Raw genomic sequence first — 16,348 nt, forward strand, 5'->3', positions numbered from 1 at the left:
TACGGCTATTTTAAAAATACCACGGTATCTGATAGCTCATTACCTGATGGGTTGTCCTCCAAATGATAGTACTGGCGCAGCAGTTGACCGACCTCCTCAAGCAAGTCACCCAAGCTCTCTTCCATCTTTTGATTGGCGATACCCGATAGCGCCTTGTCACACATCGCCCGCCATACGGTGGGGCTGACATGACTGCTGATGCCGCGATCCGCGACGATATCAAGGCTGTGCTCGCAGATATTGACGTAAATAAGCACGCCTGTATTTTCTTCGGTATCCCAAACGCGGTACTCACTAAATAAGTCGATGGCACGCATGCGCGCGTTAATATGGTACGCATCAGGAACGGGCAGATGGTTTTCAATGATTAAAAATACCTCACCGCGATGACCACGCTCAGCGGCGGTGACCTTTTCGGTCAAGCGCGCCTTGACCGCTGGCGTCAGCCAGCGGCTGTTCAGCATAGGGACAAAGACGACTTGTCGCCACCAACGCGCAACGCTTGGCTGTACCGTGGGGGCCTGATTTTTTGCCATGATTGTTTCCTCAAATACGCCACTATTGCTTGTTTGCTGCCATACGCAGCATTGTTATCATCATCATTGCAGCTCGCTGCTACCTGTCACCATGACCCGCCTGCGCCGCCGCCGCCAAAGCCGCCACCGCCGCCGCCAAAGCCACCGCCCCCAAAACCGCCGCCACTACTACCACCGCCGCCAAAACCGGGCACAAAGACTATTCCGCCACCGCCGCCGCGACCACCTTTACCGCCTTTGCCGCCACCACCGCCGCGCGAGATCAAGAACATCCACAAAAAGATGGCCATAATTAAGGTCATAAAGAAGCTGCCACCGACCGCCAGCGAGCCTGCAAAAAACCCACCTGCGGTCAACAGTGAGCCAAAAACGCGACCAAAGATACTGGTGATAAAAGTGCCGAAGATCATCGCCATGATAAATAGCGCAATAGAAGACGGACTCTCCTCTGCGCTTTGCTCCTCTGCGCGTGCGGCGGCTTGCTCGTCAGCACGTGCCAGCACCTCAGGGTCAGCGGTTAAGCGTGACTCTAGGCTATTGATACCCGCAGACAACCCTGCTGCATAATTGTTTTGTTTGAACGCGGGGGTAATGTCTTCACGAATGATACGACTGATCGCAGCATCTGGCATCACCCCTTCGAGTCCATACCCTGTCAAAATATAGATATCGCGGTCATTTACCGCGACCACGATCAGCAGACCGTCATCAATATCTTCGTCCCCCAACTGCCATTTTTCTGCCACTTGTAGCGCGTAGTCAAATATCGGCAGGCCATTGGTGGTCGGCACGATGACCAGCGCTGCCTGCGCAAGGCCTTGGCGATAGATGCTTTGTAGCTGGTTGGTCAGTTGCCGCTTTTGGGCGCTGCTTAAAATATTGGCCTGATCGATCACCGGCTCATTTAAAATCAGCTTATCCGCGTCGATACTGGGTGCGTTTGACGTCATCGGTGTCGGCGCTGAGGACGTCGCACTGCTCTCCTCGCGGTCAGCGGCGGGGTTGATGGCGTCGTTGCCCAATACCGCGTCATTGATGGCGTCGTTGTTCTCGCCTGCCTCAGCAATAGCCACCAAATCATCGACGCTGCGATTTTCTAGCGTATTGGTAGGACTGCTGTTATTGGCCACGCTGTCTGCTGTCGCAACCGCCGTATCATTGGGCGCGGCATAAAGCGCCGTGGTACTGCCAACACTGAGGGTGAGTAGACTTACTGATACGAGTGCTTTTAAATGAGTCATCTGATGTATTCCACCTCAAGTGCCAACGTTATGGGATAGGGTTAAACCATGACGGAATGTGTGTTGCCGCTGCTATGACTGAAGCCTACTGCCTTAAAACATCAAACGAGTGGCCTGAGCCTACTCGCTTGGGTATCTTATGACCAATAAATAGCCGCTGATCACAGCAACATACGATCAAGCGCATCGGCTGTATTATTGCGCTGCCGCGTCATTGCCAAAATCAACGGTCGGCGCGGTCGAAATCTCATCTTCGTTAGCCACGCTAAAGTTTGGCTTGGTATCCATGCCAAACACTTTGGCGGTGATGTTGGTTGGGAACTGACGCACGGTCGTATTATAGCCTTGTACTTCTTGGATATAGCGGTTGCGCGCCACAGCAATACGGTTTTCTGTCCCCTCTAGCTGCGCTTGCAAATCTTGAAACAGCGCATCTGATTTTAGCTCAGGGTAACGCTCTGATACCGCCATCAAGCGTGACAACGCGCCGCCCATCTGCGCTTGGGCTTCTGCATAGCGCTCCATCGCTTGCGGATCGTTTAACACCTCTGGGGTGATGTTGATACTGCCTGCCCGTGAGCGCGCCTCAGCCACTTGCGTGAATACTTCCTGCTCTTGGTCAGCGTACTGTTGCACCACTTTGACCAGATTTGGCACCAAGTCGCTACGGCGCTGGTATTGGTTGACCACCTCAGACCATGAGGCCGTCACTTGCTCGTCTTGCTCTTGCAAGTTGTTGTAACCACAGCCTGTCAGACCAACACTTGAGGTCGCGAGTACCGATGCCAGTAATATGGGTTTGAGAATAGACTGTCGTGCCATGAAGGTGTCTCCTAAAAAGATAAAGTCGCAAAAGGCCATGCGCATCGCATTTGCCTGTTATACCTTTTATACGATGACGGTACTGACGTTAAGGTGGTCAATCATTGGTCATCACAATCACTACTAATAATAGAAATATAGGTATAGACAAATTTTTTGATGCTGGTATGCTGTTAATGATGGCGACATACCTTGGTTTTTACAATTCATCGTTACCAAAACACAACCGCAAGTGCTCACGATACCTAAGCATAGCGCGCTATTGACCCGTTGACACATCTTGTATCAACAATTTATAACCGCCAGTTTGTGCTTATGAATGGTGATGATGACAAATGAAGGCAAAATATCGATATCAAGAACCATTGCCGCTATCACTTTTGAGCTCTTCGTTTTAGAAAAAGCCAATACCGATCATTAGTGGAATACTTTAGTTTATTAATGATATTTGATACGGTTTTTAGAAAACTAAAACCTGATTGGGTGAAAAAAATCCCTAGTAATTAATATCAAATTGTGGCAAATTGCAGTTACGAAACCGTATGGTTTGCATACATTTGGTAGTAGATTTATAACATATTTGCTATCTCAAATACTTTATAGAAGTCTAACACCAAGTGCATATCAATCATATTCAATTTAAATTAAGTCAGATACGATTGTCATTGAGACCGTTATCTCATGATATAGGCACCTGTTTTATCCGCTGGTCTATTTACTGCTTGCCCATTCTTATTGGGGTGACAGAGGGACCGCAGATACAAAACCAGCATAGGGAATTGCGACCGCAGCTAAGATCAGCACCAACCTCTTGGTTCTAGTGCAAACAATAAGCCCAGCGGATAGAGACAGACAACTTAGATCCATCCTCAGTGGTTAAGTCCGTTGATAGGCAATTGATTAAGATTATCGACGCTTAATACTGCCACTTTGAGACAGTTCGAGGAACATATATATGGAAAGTTTAGTCAACATAGTAAATGGAATTATTTGGAGCCCAGCATTGATTTATCTTTGCTTGGGCGCAGGCTTGTTCTATTCCATACTGACGCGCTTTGTGCAAGTGCGTTTATTCGGCGAGATGGTTCGCCTACTCTTTAGTGGTAAATCTAGTAATGATGGTATTTCATCGTTTCAGGCACTTGCCGTCTCACTCGCTGGTCGTGTGGGTATGGGTAACATTGCAGGTGTGGCTGCGGCAATCGGTTTCGGTGGTCCAGGTGCGGTATTTTGGATGTGGGTGGTGGCCTTTTTGGGGGCATCTACCGCTTATGTCGAATCCACGCTTGCTCAGATTTATAAAGAAAAAGATGCCATCACTGGTCAATACCGTGGTGGCCCAGCGTATTACTTTGAACGTGCTCTAGGGCAAAAGTGGTACGGTGTCGTCTTCGCTATCTCTTCTATCTTAGCCTGTGGTATGTTCTTACCCGGCGTACAAGCAAACGGCGTTATCAACGCGTTCACTCAGGTCATGGGTGAAGGAACGGCCATGAACTTCATGGGTGCTGATGTTGGTTCTATGCGTCTATTGGCCTTGGGTATCATCCTTGTGGTACTTGGTATCATCATCTTTGGCGGTATCAAACGTATCGCAACCTTTACTGAGTTTGCCGTTCCTTTCATGGCGCTTGGTTACATCATCCTTGCCTTGATCATCATGTTTGCTAACTTTGATATGATTCCTCAAGTATTTGGCATGATTGTTGGGGATGCGTTTACTGCCCAAGCAGGTTTTGGTGCGGCGATCGGTTGGGGTGTGAAACGTGGGGTTTACTCTAACGAAGCGGGTCAAGGTACAGGCCCTCACGCTGCAGCTGCTGCTGAAGTTGAGCACCCTGCACAGCAAGGTTTGGTACAAGCGTTCTCAGTATATGTCGATACACTTCTCGTTTGTTCTGCGACTGCCTTTATGATTTTGACCATGGGCACGTACAACATTCAAGGCACGTTACCTGATGGTGAGTTTATCGTACAGAACGTCCCTGCATCAACAGAGATCAACGCGCCTGCCTTTACGCAGATGGCGATGGAGTCGGTCTATGGTGCCTTTGGTGATACCTTTATCGCCGTCGCGGTATTCTTCTTCGCCTTTACCACCATCTTGGCCTACTACTACATCGCTGAAGTTAACGTCGCTTACCTCACCCGCTTCTTTAGTCGCGGTGCGAACAAGATCGGCTTGGTGCTTGTGAAGATTTTGATCATGGCGATGGTTGCTTATGGTGGTCTAAACTCAGCAGGTTACATCTGGGGTATCGGTGATATCGGTGTTGGCCTTATGGCATGGCTCAACATCATTGGTATTCTTATCATCTTCTTTATCGCTCGTCCAGCCATGGATATCCTTAAAGACTATGAAGCCCAGCGTAAAGCAGGCGTTAAGACTTACACCTTTGATCCTGCCAAATTCGGTATCAAAAACGCGCCTTACTGGGAAGCTCGTCACTTAGAAGCGCAAAAGAACCCATTGCATAAAGAGCCAAAATAAAACGTTTGAAGCCTGAATAAAGTCTTAGTATTAAAAAGCCCAGCATGATTGCTGGGCTTTTTAGTTGAATCGATAATTTATTATCATTGCTATGGCTGGTGCTCATAGCCAGTAGCGCTACTCGACTTATTCGGGCATCAATACCATATCAATGGTATGCACCACACCATTGGTCGCCATCATGTCTGTACCAACAATATTGGCTGTGTTGCCTTTCGCATCAGTGATGACGTTGGCATCACTGATGGAGATGGTGCCACCATTAGCGGTTTCAATATCATCACCATAAGGAATGTCAGCGGCTTTAACGACCATAGGTACCACATGGTATGGCAATACCTTTTTCAGCGTGTCGGTATCGGCCAGTAGCTCTTCTTTGGTCATATCCATTTTGGTGAGTAAGGCATTAAAAGCGTCATCAGTTGGGGCAAATACAGTGTAGTTGCCGCCTTCCATCAACATGGTATCTAGGCCAGCCGCTTTAAGTGCAGCAGTCAGTACGGTCAGATTGTCATTGGCCGCCGCCATTTCAGCAATGCTTTGCGTCGCCATCGTGTCGGTTTCGGCCACTGGATCAACCTCAACCATAGTCTCGGTTTCAGGCATAGGCTCAGCCACCACCACGTCAGCTTCAGGCGTCATGTCTTGATCGGCCGTCATTGGTGCTTCAACCTCTGCGGGCGTCTCGACTTCTGCAGTATCATTGTTACTACAAGCCGCGAGTGGCAATACAGTCATGGCTACAGCCAATGGCAATAGCGTCGTTTTTAAATTTAACATGGTATATCCTTGTTTCGTTATCGTCAGTAAAAAAGGCAAAGCGTTACCATCTGATTTGACATGGTTGCTGGTCATTCTGTTGCGCTGTTGTCGTGGTTATAGTAAACGGCGCAACACTGCCGCTTTAGTCTAAAATTGCCAATACCGACTTATCCAGTATTGGCAATCAAAATCGTGCTGGTAAACAGAGTTAGACGTGATTTATTTTGGTAATAAAACGCGATCAATCACGTGTACCACGCCATTGTTTGCCTTGATATCGGTCTTGATAATGTTAGTAGTACGGCCGTTTTCATCCATCAGCATGCCTTGCGGGGTGACCATAAGCATGTCATTGCTGGCCATCGTCACCTTACCTGGCTTAACGTCTTTGGCATAGACCGCCATATTGCCGTTAATCACGTGATAACCCAGTACTTTTCTTAGCATTGCTTTATCGCCAAGTAGCTGCGCTTTGGTCATGCCTGTTTCTTTCATCAATTTCATAAACGCATCATTGGTCGGGGCAAAGATGGTGTAATGGGCGTTGGGGTCTGACAGCATGCTACCGAGACCCGCCGCCTGCACGGCTTCGACCAGTACTGAAAAATCAGAGTTGCTTTGTGCCACTTGAACCACGTTCATCTTGCTCATAGCGTTGTCGTGCATTGAGGTGCTCATGGGCATCTTGTCGTGGGCCATCATGTTGTTACATGCGCTTAGGCCTGCAACTGATAGGGCAAGTGTACCAATAGCAGCAAGTTTGGTCAGTTTCATAGGATCATCCTTAATAGTTGTTGTCTTATTGATGGTAATCATTGTTGCTTCTAAGGCAGCCAATAGAAGCAACTAACGCCTCTCACTGACCTTTTTTATTAAAACGGCAAAATAATGAACGATATCTTTAAGCTGTCTTTAATAAGCATCCAACCTTATGAACTCAAACTAGCATATAAGCGCCAGATAACATTTAACATTGCGCTACTTTTTGTAATGCACATGTAAGCGTTACTGGTTTTTTGAGCCGTGCGTATCAGTTTGGTGTAAAGATGGCATTTTTGGTTAACTGATGAAGCCGTGTCCCTTATTCAATCGTTTATCACTACATGGGCTAAAAATGGCGCAATCTTTAATGCCGTTTGCCTACGATTTATCTCATTTTTATTACTATTTTTAAAACAGAAACATGACTTAGTTATCTGACAATAGTTTATGGATATTTTTTACACCAAGCTTTATTCATTTGGCATAAAGGCGCAGTCACAGACAGCGCAAACGTCAGAGAGGTTTCGTGCTAAGATAATTTATCCTTGTTCTTTTTTCCTCATCGTAATTTTGACTCTATAAGCAGCGTTTTTATGACTTTAATGACCACTTCGCAGACCGATACCGCCCTGACGCCTATCCTCGATATGGCAGCCGATGATTTTGTATTAACACCGCCTGATGACTTCCCGTTTAAAGCGCAGCAGTTGACGGTACGCACGCGTATCACCGAGCAGCTGGCGGCGCGCATCTTGATGCTCGATGGGGCAATGGGTACGCAGATTCAGACTTATAAATTAGAAGAGTCGGACTATCGCGGCGCGCGTTTTGCTGATATTGAGCAAGACGTCAAAGGTAATAACGACCTACTCGTGCTTACTCAGCCGCAGATGATCAAAAAGATTCATGGTGATCATCTGGCAGCAGGTGCGGACATCATCGAGACCAATAGCTTTAATGGCACGCGGCTGTCGATGGCGGATTATGATATGGAATATCTGGTGCCAGAAATCAACAAGGCTGCTGCCAAACTGGCGCGTGAAGCGGCGGATGAGTACAGCACTAAAAACCCAGACAAGCCGCGCTTTGTCGCAGGCGTGCTCGGCCCTACCTCGCGCACTTGCTCCATCTCTCCTGATGTCAATGATCCTGCCTACCGTAACGTGACCTTTGATGAATTGGTGCGCAACTACCGTGAAGCGACGCTGGCATTGATCGAAGGCGGTGTGGATCTGATTTTAATTGAAACCATTTTTGATACGCTCAATGCCAAAGCCGCTATTTTTGCGGTGCTGGGGGTGTTTGATGACATTGGTTTTGAGCTGCCGATTATGATTTCGGGCACGATTACCGATGCGTCTGGGCGCACCTTATCAGGCCAAACGGCAGAGGCCTTTTATAATGCCATTCGCCACGCCAAGCCATTGTCTGTTGGCTTTAACTGCGCCTTGGGGGCAGATGCGCTCAGACCACACATTCAGACGCTATCGGATATCGCCGACTGCTACGTGTCCGCGCATCCCAATGCCGGTTTGCCCAATGAGTTTGGCGAGTATGACGAAACGCCCGAAGAGACGGCCGCGCTGCTCGAAGGCTTTGCCAAGGCGGAGATACTGAACATCGTCGGCGGCTGCTGCGGGACGAGGCCTGATCATATCCGCCATATCGCTGATATGGTGGCAGGTTTTCCGCCGCGTCAGATTCCGACCATTGCCCCCGCCTGCCGCTTATCAGGACTTGAGCCATTTAACATCACGCCAGACAGTCTGTTTGTCAATGTTGGTGAGCGTACCAATGTCACAGGCTCTAAGAAGTTTTTGCGCCTGATCAAAACCGAAGCCTATACCGAGGCGCTCGATGTAGCGCGCGATCAGGTTGAGGGCGGCGCGCAAATCGTCGATATCAACATGGATGAGGGCATGCTCGACTCCAAGCAGGCGATGATTCACTTTGTCAACCTTGTCTCAGGTGAGCCAGATATCAGCCGCGTACCACTGATGATTGACTCCTCAAAATGGGACATCATCGAAGAAGGCCTCAAGCGTACCCAAGGCAAAGCGGTAGTCAACTCCATCTCTTTAAAAGAAGGCTACGATGAGTTTGTCGCAAAAGCGCGCCTGTGTATGCGCTATGGCGCGGCAGTCATTGTGATGGCATTCGATGAAGACGGACAAGCAGATACCTACGAGCGCAAAATCGAGATATCACAGCGCAGCTATGATGTGCTGGTCGATGAGGTGGGATTTCCTTCTGAGGACATCATCTTTGACCCTAACATTTTTGCCGTGGCGACAGGCATCACCGAGCACAACAACTATGGCGCCGACTTTATCAACGCCACACGCTGGATCACCGAAAACCTACCAAATGCGATGGTCTCAGGCGGCGTCTCTAACGTTTCCTTTAGCTTTCGCGGTAATCCTATTCGTGAAGCCATCAATGCCGTCTTCTTATACCATGCCATCAAAAACGGCCTAACCATGGGTATCGTCAACCCCGCCATGCTTGAGCTGTACGACGATATCCCGACCGAGGCTCGTGATGCGATCGAAGATGTGATGCTCAACCGCAACCAAGGCGAGAGTGGTCAAGATGCCACCGAACGCCTGATGACCGTTGCCGAAAACTATCACTCTGGTGGTAAGAAAAAAGACAGCACCGTCGATCTGTCATGGCGTGAAGACACAGTCGAAAAACGTATCGCCCACGCCCTCATCAAAGGCATCACCACCTATATCGACGCCGATACCGAAGAGGCACGCCTCAAATATGACCGCCCGCTGGAGGTCATCGAAGGGCCACTCATGGATGGCATGAACATCGTCGGTGACTTGTTCGGTGCGGGCAAAATGTTTTTGCCGCAGGTCGTCAAGTCTGCGCGCGTGATGAAACAGTCCGTCGCATGGCTCAACCCCTATATCGAAGCAGAAAAAGTTGAGGGCGAAACCAAAGGTAAAATCCTGATGGCAACCGTCAAAGGTGACGTCCATGATATTGGTAAAAACATCGTTGGCGTGGTGCTTGGCTGTAATGGCTACGACATCATTGATCTGGGCGTCATGGTACCGTGCGACAAAATCCTTGATACCGCCATCAAGGAAAAAGTCGACATCATCGGCCTGTCAGGGCTCATCACCCCTAGCCTTGACGAGATGGTCTATGTCGCCAAACAAATGCAAGAACGCGGTATGAGCCTACCCTTGATGATCGGCGGCGCAACCACTTCAAAAGCTCATACTGCCGTTAAAATCGAGCCGCAATACCACAATGATGCCGTACTCTATGTCGCCGACGCCTCGCGCTCGGTCGGCGTGGTGACCAAACTGCTCTCAAAAGAAAACCGCAAAGCACTGATTGCTGAGACACGCGCAGAATACATCAAAGTACGCGAACGTCTCGCCAAGCGTCAGCCTAAGGCGGCCAAGCTCAACTACGCCGACTCTATCGATCAGGGTTTTACAGACGATTGGGACGATTACACCCCGCCTGTGCCCAATAAGCTTGGGCAAACCGTACTTGATGACTATCCACTGGACAACCTGCTGCCCTACATCGACTGGACACCATTCTTTATCTCGTGGGGCTTGGCAGGCAAATACCCCAAAATACTACAAGATGAAATCGTCGGTGAAGAAGCGCAAGACCTCTTGAATAATGCAAAAGCACTACTACAAAAAATGATTGAGGAAAAATCAATCGTGGCCAAAGGCGTCTTTACGCTCATGCCTGCCCGCCGTACGGGCGCGGACACCGTTACTGTATATGATAATGACCCACAAAATGGTGGCAACCCAACGTATCAGTTTGAGCACTTGCGCCAGCAAAGCGACAAAGCCAGCGGCAAACCAAACTTCAGCCTCGCCGACTTTATCTCGCCATCAGAGACGCATACCGACTATCTGGGCGGCTTTACCGTCTCTATCGTTGGGGCAGAAGCGCTGGCAGAGAACTATAAAGCGGCGGGCGATGACTATAATGCCATTATGGTGCAGGCGCTATGCGACCGTCTTGCTGAAGCCTTTGCCGAGCATCTGCATGAGCTGATCCGTAAGGACTACTGGGGCTATCAGGCCGATGAATCGCTCAGTAATGATGAGCTGATCAAAGAAAAATACGTCGGCATCCGCCCTGCCCCTGGCTACCCTGCTTGCCCTGAGCATACCGAAAAAGGCAAGCTGTTTAACTGGCTCGGTACGGTAGAGGCTATCGGTACGACACTCACCGAAAGCTATGCGATGTGGCCTGCGTCCTCAGTCAGCGGGTTTTATTATTCGCATCCTGATAGTGAGTATTTCAACGTCGGTAAGATCAGTCGTGATCAGTTAGAGAGCTATGCCAAGCGTAAAGGCTGGGATATCAAGACGGCGGAGAAATGGCTCAATCCGAATTTGTAGATTTTCAAAACTCAGTTAACACTTAAATCATTTATCGCTATTTTTTGGCTTATTCATTTAATATGAGTAAGCCATTTTTTATGGCGCTCTCTATTGGCTGTCAGCAAACTTATCGCTACGGTCATAGCAAAATACTTTTATCATTTAATAGCAATAACCGTGCTAGATTATTGTCTACTTCATTTTTCGTTATTTTGAGACAGACTATGAATCAGATTGCATTACTCTCTAGTTGGATTGGCAAAACCTTTGCAATCTGGGCATTGGTCAGTGCCGTGCTGGGCTTTTTATTTCCTACCTTCTTTGCTTCATTGGCTTTTTTGATCGTGCCGATACTTGGCATCATTATGTTTGGCATGGGTATGACGCTCAAAACCGAAGATTTCCTAGAGATTGTCAAACGCCCCAAGCCTGTACTGGTCGGATTGTTGGCACAGTTCACGCTCATGCCTCTGATTGCTTACCTATTGACGGTCATCTTTAACCTTGACCCTCTAATCGCGATCGGTGTCATCTTGGTAGGCTGTTGCCCTGGCGGTACGTCAAGTAATGTGATTACGTTTTTGGCAAAAGGCGATGTGGCACTAAGTGTCGCCATTACCTCCATCTCTACCCTACTTGCGCCCTTTTTGACCCCTATTCTATTAAATGTGTTTGCCGGTCAGCTGATCGATATTGACCTAGCCAGTATGATGATAACCATCACCAAAATCGTCATCTTGCCCATATTACTAGGCGTTGTCTTTCATAAGTTTTTGGGTAAAAAGATCGCATTCGTCACCGAGGTATTGCCGATGGTATCGGTATTGGGTATCTCAATTATCATCGCGGCCGTAGTCGCGGTGTCTAAAGCGACTATCTTAGATAGTGGCGCGATCGTCTTTGTCGTCGTGGCTCTACACAATATGCTGGGTTATACCTTGGGATATGGGATCGCGCGCTTGTCTGGATTTACGGAGAAACAGCGCCGCGCCATTATGGTAGAAGTGGGCATGCAAAACTCTGGTCTGGGGGCTGCTCTTGCGGCGACTTACTTTAACCCTGTCGCTGCCTTACCGAGTGCGATATTTAGTGTGTGGCATAACTTTAGCGGTGCGCTGGTTGCGAATATTTTTGCTAAGAGAGATGCTAGGTAGGGATTTTATTGGTTGTGTCTTTATTGTAAATGCTTTGACTTTTATGGAATCAGTCGTAAATATTTAGAGGCTTGAACTAAGAGTAAAGAATGAAAAGTGGTGGAATACGAATTTGTGAGGATAGTTGTTAAATATCCTATCATTCACAACTACATTTATAGTCATGCATAACATATGCTTTACTTAGCTTAGTATTTCTTATTATTTAGAGTAAAATCGCGACGACATCTGCTGTCGTGAATGCCACTTTTTTACGTGTACTTACCCCCATATTTACCGTAACATTGTATAGATAGTCAACAGTCTATTTGATTCTCAGGAAGTCGATTTACTGTCGATAACTCTAATAAGGTACTTGACACCTTAGTCAACAATATTCAATTTTATATCCAAAATTATACTAAGTTAATATAAACTATAAGTCTTTCCTGACATTCCTAATAAAGGCTTAAGTATGGATATATTAAGTGTAGTAGTTCATAAAATAGAAAAGGAAGAAGGTACTAACGATGAGCAAAGTACCTCTTTGATTGAAAGTGACAGTTATTTGGACGTTTCAAATGAGCAAATTGTTAAGATAGTAGAGACACTTAATAATGCTTTTACGAAAAGAACTATAAATAGAGCAACATTGTCGGATACAACTTCAGGTTTTAGACTAACAATTAACGACTTTAATAATATCGATTTATTAGATAAATCACAATTATTATGTAGAATTCTACGTCAACAAATTTTTAATGTGCCGAATGCTAAGGGGGGATACTTAGTATTTACTCTCTATCAGTCAGGTAACTATCGATATCTTGGTGTTTTTTTCGTCCGCAAAACAACAGGTTCTAATATAGAGTTTCAGAACCCTGATAATAGTTGGGAAGTAGAGCTTGTTCATTATCTTGATGTCAATCACTTTGCTATGGGCGTGAGAATTAACATAGATAACTTATTGAATATTCCAGATTCTAGACATTTACAATTAGTCAAAGGCAACACCGAAGTTTCAAGTTACTTTATAAATTGGATAGGTATTTCTAATCCTATTTCAGAAAGCATTGATGCAGAGAATTTGTTTGGAATTATAAATAATATTGATATAGAGGAAGGTTTAGATAGGGATGAAATAAAAAGACAGGTCTACAATTATGCTAAAAATCAAACCAATCGTCTAATTAATATCAGAAGCTTAAGCGATTACCTTTTTGAAGATCCAGAAAAAATCATAAACTATTGTGATGCTCAAGGTATAGAAATTAGTCATGAATTCAAAGTTAAAGGCAAGTCTCTAAGGAAATTCTACAAAATCACTGCTCAAGCTGATGGCATTTTGTTACAAGCAAATTACGATAAATTCAATGAAACTGATATTCAGGTTTTAGATGATGAAACTATCATTATCAAGTCACAAGAATTAGTTAGAATTATCGATGAGCAGAAGAATAGGAGCGATGATTACGATGACTGATATCGAAAATCTCATAGATTTTTTAGAAAGATGTCTAAACAATGATACTTCTAACATCTCTAGAGAAATCTTAATCAGTAATAAATATCCAATAGATAAAAATCTTCTGGACTCCTTTGGCATAAATTATAATACGGAAGGAAACGCAACAAAAATAAAGCTAGAAAACAATAGAGTTGTAATTTTTAAAAGCCTCAATGATGCTTTAAAGCATATTAAAACTATACACGCTTCTCTCCAATATATTATATTGAATGAAAATATAACTCAAAATTATATGTTGAAAAATATCCAGTATTTTTTACATATAAAAAAGATATTGTTATCTAGCGAAATAATAGATTTTGACGACAAATTAGATAAAAACCTATTCTTACTTTCAACAACTTATGGAAAAATAGATATAAATTACTTACCTGACTCTAGAAGAAGTAACTACTATAGTCTTAGTCGTGATTTAGATTTTGAGACCCTAGAACAACTAATGGACACAGAGAACTTTCCAAACTTTTTTAAGGACTCTATAGCTAAATTTCTATCTGATAAGCCTAAAAGAGACTTATATACAATTCTTAATAATTTTGATTTTTTGATATCAAATGCAAAAAATGCTTTAAGTCTTTATCAACATAATTTTTCTTTTGAAGAGTTTGAAAGAAAATTTGATAAAGACCTCCTTGACTACATTGAAAAATTACAAAATCTAACATCCAGTTTTCATAGCAAGGTAATGGCTATACCATTACAGTTTGGTGTATATATATATTTGCTATCAAAATTTCAAAGTGAATATATTTCTCTTATTTTTGTAGTATTGACTCTTATTGTGTGGTCAACATTTAACTACTTTGTGACCTCAAAAACATACTCCAATGTTAATAATTTAGAAACTGAGATAAGAAACAAAATCGCTCTTATTGAAGTAGAATCCGGAGTTACAGATAAAAAAATATCTAAGCCTAAGCGTTGCTTGACTAAAAACATTGGTAATATGAAAAACATAATAATAGCCTACCAAGTATTTAACTTAATTTTAACAATATCAATTATTATATTATTTCTATTTTTCAAATAAATTTAGATTTTTATCATTTATACTTACTAGCTTTTAATCTTTTCTGCCCTTACGCCGACACTTCTCCGAACAATAAATCACCTGCTCCCAATCTTTCTTCCACTTCTTCCGCCACGTAAACGGACGCTGGCAGACGGTGCAGGTTTTTTGGGGTAGATTTATTTCCGAAAGGTCATCATTATAATTTTCATCTTCAATCGCATTTATAACCGTTAACTCTGTAAGCCATTGAAGATGACTTTTGCTATTTAAACGGTGCTGATATCGATGGCAGGTTTGGGTCCATTCCCTTATAAAATCCTGCCAAGGCACATATGCTTTTTGCCATGTTTTCGTCTTTAGGTGCTATATGCTCATCATAGGCATCTTTAGATAGCGATGATAAAAAATCAGATCTTTTTTCACCATTTTCATTATAGTGAGTGACTTCATACTTTCTAATATATCCGTCTTGGCAAAATACGCGATAAGTAGTTACTGAGTAATTTTTGGTAGGACTGATTGTTTTAACCTTACCGAATGCGACATTTTTAAATTGCAACACACTATTGACATCCAAATAACTTTGGGTCATTTCGTGACCTGAAAGTAAAATATTATCGTACTCTTTAACCAGCAACCATTTTGGTTGATTACTCTCTACTTTAGGTAGGGTTTCGACTTTTGCCAAAATAGCATCACGCTCTTCCACAGACACCAGACTTTTACTTATGACTTTTTGTCTATTTTTTTCGCTAAGTCCTTTGTATGCAGTGCAGCCAGAAAGAGTAAGTATAGCGCTACATACGATTACAGATAGTCGTTTCATCAAAATTCCTTTATGAGCTAATAACAAGCTTTACAAAGCTAAGATGCAGTTGCGTATCCTTATTATTAGATACGCTTAAATCAAATACTTATACCTTGCAAAACTAATCGCGGTTTTTCGTCCGCCGACACCGCTCAGAACAGTACACCACCTGCTCCCAATCCTTTTCCCACTTCTTACGCCACGTAAATGGGCGCTGGCAGACGGGGTAGGTTTTTTGCGGTAAGTTTACTTTTTTATGTGCCACGGTGATACCTTTTTTCTATCGATTGTTGGCGTGTTCAGTAGCGTGAATCCATATCCATTGCGGTGTGCTAGGTATCTGAAAATATCAGCATCCAATCAAAAGACACCAGCGTATATATACAGGCAAGCACAGATACCACTATAAAAAACTGAACCGTCAATCTTCGATATTTAACCAGCTTTGGGTCACGACGTTTGGCAACAATATACTTGCGATTGGAAAATGCCACTTGAATATGCCATGCCTTTAACCTTTTTAATTCGTTTTTCCCCATAAAAATGCACGCTATCAGCGTAGCCCACAAAGACAAGGTGAACGGTAGTATAAGCAGTAAATGAATCCGCCTTTCTCTTGACATACCCTCGAAATAAATCCAGCCTTCCTGAGAGGTTAGCCAATATATCCACGCTTTCAGAGCAAGAATACTCACCATCACAAGAATTAGCCAAAAGTTCTTTATACCCCTTAGGCTCACACACAGACACCAGCAGTAATAACGCCATTTATCCATCTCTGCTCTTTTTTTGACGTGGATGGTGCCTTTTTTTATCTCACGCGCGTAGCGAATGTGTGGGTCTGAATGAAACGTTCGCTTGATAATATTCACGATAA

Annotated in this window: 14 protein-coding genes; 5 read left to right on the forward strand and 9 right to left on the reverse strand. The window is 44.6% G+C overall.

The features are described from left to right. Positions 1–5: 5 nt before the first annotated feature. From ACFI32_RS05995 to ACFI32_RS06005, 3 genes are all read right to left on the reverse strand, one after another. The gene (locus ACFI32_RS05995) at positions 6–536 is read right to left on the reverse strand and encodes a TPM domain-containing protein (RefSeq protein WP_462625600.1); all 531 of its coding nucleotides are present in this window, start codon (positions 534–536) and stop codon (positions 6–8) included. An 86-nt stretch (positions 537–622) separates the two neighbouring features. Continuing rightward, on the reverse strand, positions 623–1,777 hold the full coding sequence (locus ACFI32_RS06000) for a TPM domain-containing protein (protein ID WP_462625601.1): 1,155 nt from the start codon (positions 1,775–1,777) through the stop codon (positions 623–625). 195 nt (positions 1,778–1,972) lie between these two features. Further along, the gene (locus tag ACFI32_RS06005) at positions 1,973–2,599 is read right to left on the reverse strand and encodes a LemA family protein (RefSeq protein WP_462625602.1); all 627 of its coding nucleotides are present in this window, start codon (positions 2,597–2,599) and stop codon (positions 1,973–1,975) included. 955 nt (positions 2,600–3,554) lie between these two features. Between ACFI32_RS06005 and ACFI32_RS06010 the strand changes: the two genes are divergently transcribed. Further along, positions 3,555–5,090, forward strand: a complete 1,536-nt coding sequence (locus tag ACFI32_RS06010; RefSeq protein ID WP_462625603.1) for an alanine/glycine:cation symporter family protein — start codon at positions 3,555–3,557, stop codon at positions 5,088–5,090. A 126-nt stretch (positions 5,091–5,216) separates the two neighbouring features. On the opposite strand, the gene ACFI32_RS06015 is transcribed toward ACFI32_RS06010, so the two are convergent. Together ACFI32_RS06015 and ACFI32_RS06020 are read right to left on the reverse strand one after the other, a co-directional pair. Then, positions 5,217–5,870 carry a fasciclin domain-containing protein gene (locus ACFI32_RS06015; RefSeq protein WP_462625604.1) on the reverse strand — a complete coding sequence of 218 codons (654 nt, stop codon included), beginning with the start codon at positions 5,868–5,870 and terminating at the stop codon, positions 5,217–5,219. A 201-nt stretch (positions 5,871–6,071) separates the two neighbouring features. After that, positions 6,072–6,626 carry a fasciclin domain-containing protein gene (locus ACFI32_RS06020; protein WP_462625605.1) on the reverse strand — a complete coding sequence of 185 codons (555 nt, stop codon included), beginning with the start codon at positions 6,624–6,626 and terminating at the stop codon, positions 6,072–6,074. A gap of 590 nt (positions 6,627–7,216) precedes the next feature. Here ACFI32_RS06020 and metH point away from each other — a divergent pair. The 4 genes from metH (at position 7,217) to ACFI32_RS06040 (ending at position 14,681) form a co-directional block, all read left to right on the forward strand. After that, on the forward strand, positions 7,217–11,008 hold the full coding sequence (metH, locus tag ACFI32_RS06025) for a methionine synthase (RefSeq protein ID WP_462625642.1): 3,792 nt from the start codon (positions 7,217–7,219) through the stop codon (positions 11,006–11,008). A gap of 206 nt (positions 11,009–11,214) precedes the next feature. Next, a complete protein-coding gene (locus tag ACFI32_RS06030; protein WP_462625606.1) occupies positions 11,215–12,144 on the forward strand; it encodes a bile acid:sodium symporter family protein in 930 nt (309 codons plus the stop codon). 454 nt (positions 12,145–12,598) lie between these two features. Then, a complete protein-coding gene (locus tag ACFI32_RS06035) occupies positions 12,599–13,606 on the forward strand; it encodes a nucleoid-associated protein (RefSeq protein ID WP_462625607.1) in 1,008 nt (335 codons plus the stop codon). Further along, positions 13,599–14,681: a hypothetical protein gene (locus ACFI32_RS06040; RefSeq protein WP_462625608.1), complete on the forward strand. Its 1,083-nt coding sequence runs from the start codon at positions 13,599–13,601 to the stop codon at positions 14,679–14,681. Before ACFI32_RS06035 ends, ACFI32_RS06040 begins: the two co-directional genes overlap by 8 nt. A gap of 33 nt (positions 14,682–14,714) precedes the next feature. Here the strand turns inward: ACFI32_RS06040 and ACFI32_RS06045 are convergent, their stop codons facing one another. The 4 genes from ACFI32_RS06045 to ACFI32_RS06060 form a co-directional block, all read right to left on the reverse strand. After that, positions 14,715–14,993, reverse strand: a complete 279-nt coding sequence (locus ACFI32_RS06045) for a DUF2256 domain-containing protein (RefSeq protein WP_462625610.1) — start codon at positions 14,991–14,993, stop codon at positions 14,715–14,717. Then, entirely contained in the window at positions 14,926–15,489 is a 564-nt protein-coding gene (locus tag ACFI32_RS06050) for a hypothetical protein (RefSeq protein WP_462625611.1), read from the reverse strand. Before ACFI32_RS06050 ends, ACFI32_RS06045 begins: the two co-directional genes overlap by 68 nt. Before the next feature lie 103 nt (positions 15,490–15,592). Further along, entirely contained in the window at positions 15,593–15,736 is a 144-nt protein-coding gene (locus tag ACFI32_RS06055; RefSeq protein WP_462625612.1) for a DUF2256 domain-containing protein, read from the reverse strand. A 67-nt stretch (positions 15,737–15,803) separates the two neighbouring features. Then, positions 15,804–16,343: a hypothetical protein gene (locus ACFI32_RS06060; RefSeq protein WP_462625613.1), complete on the reverse strand. Its 540-nt coding sequence runs from the start codon at positions 16,341–16,343 to the stop codon at positions 15,804–15,806. Between the last annotated feature and the right edge of the window lie 5 nt (positions 16,344–16,348).

Source organism: Psychrobacter sp. PSi21 (genome assembly GCF_054960615.1).

Bases quoted from the DNA above. Each gene is read 5' to 3' on its own strand.
- ACFI32_RS05995 (WP_462625600.1), bottom strand. From the start codon at position 536: ATGGCAAAAAATCAGGCCCCCACGGTACAGCCAAGCGTTGCGCGTTGG.
- ACFI32_RS06000 (WP_462625601.1), bottom strand. From the start codon at position 1,777: ATGACTCATTTAAAAGCACTCGTATCAGTAAGTCTACTCACCCTCAGT.
- ACFI32_RS06005 (WP_462625602.1), bottom strand. From the start codon at position 2,599: ATGGCACGACAGTCTATTCTCAAACCCATATTACTGGCATCGGTACTC.
- ACFI32_RS06010 (WP_462625603.1), top strand. From the start codon at position 3,555: ATGGAAAGTTTAGTCAACATAGTAAATGGAATTATTTGGAGCCCAGCA.
- ACFI32_RS06015 (WP_462625604.1), bottom strand. From the start codon at position 5,870: ATGTTAAATTTAAAAACGACGCTATTGCCATTGGCTGTAGCCATGACT.
- ACFI32_RS06020 (WP_462625605.1), bottom strand. From the start codon at position 6,626: ATGAAACTGACCAAACTTGCTGCTATTGGTACACTTGCCCTATCAGTT.
- metH (WP_462625642.1), top strand. From the start codon at position 7,217: ATGACCACTTCGCAGACCGATACCGCCCTGACGCCTATCCTCGATATG.
- ACFI32_RS06030 (WP_462625606.1), top strand. From the start codon at position 11,215: ATGAATCAGATTGCATTACTCTCTAGTTGGATTGGCAAAACCTTTGCA.
- ACFI32_RS06035 (WP_462625607.1), top strand. From the start codon at position 12,599: ATGGATATATTAAGTGTAGTAGTTCATAAAATAGAAAAGGAAGAAGGT.
- ACFI32_RS06040 (WP_462625608.1), top strand. From the start codon at position 13,599: ATGACTGATATCGAAAATCTCATAGATTTTTTAGAAAGATGTCTAAAC.
- ACFI32_RS06050 (WP_462625611.1), bottom strand. From the start codon at position 15,489: ATGAAACGACTATCTGTAATCGTATGTAGCGCTATACTTACTCTTTCT.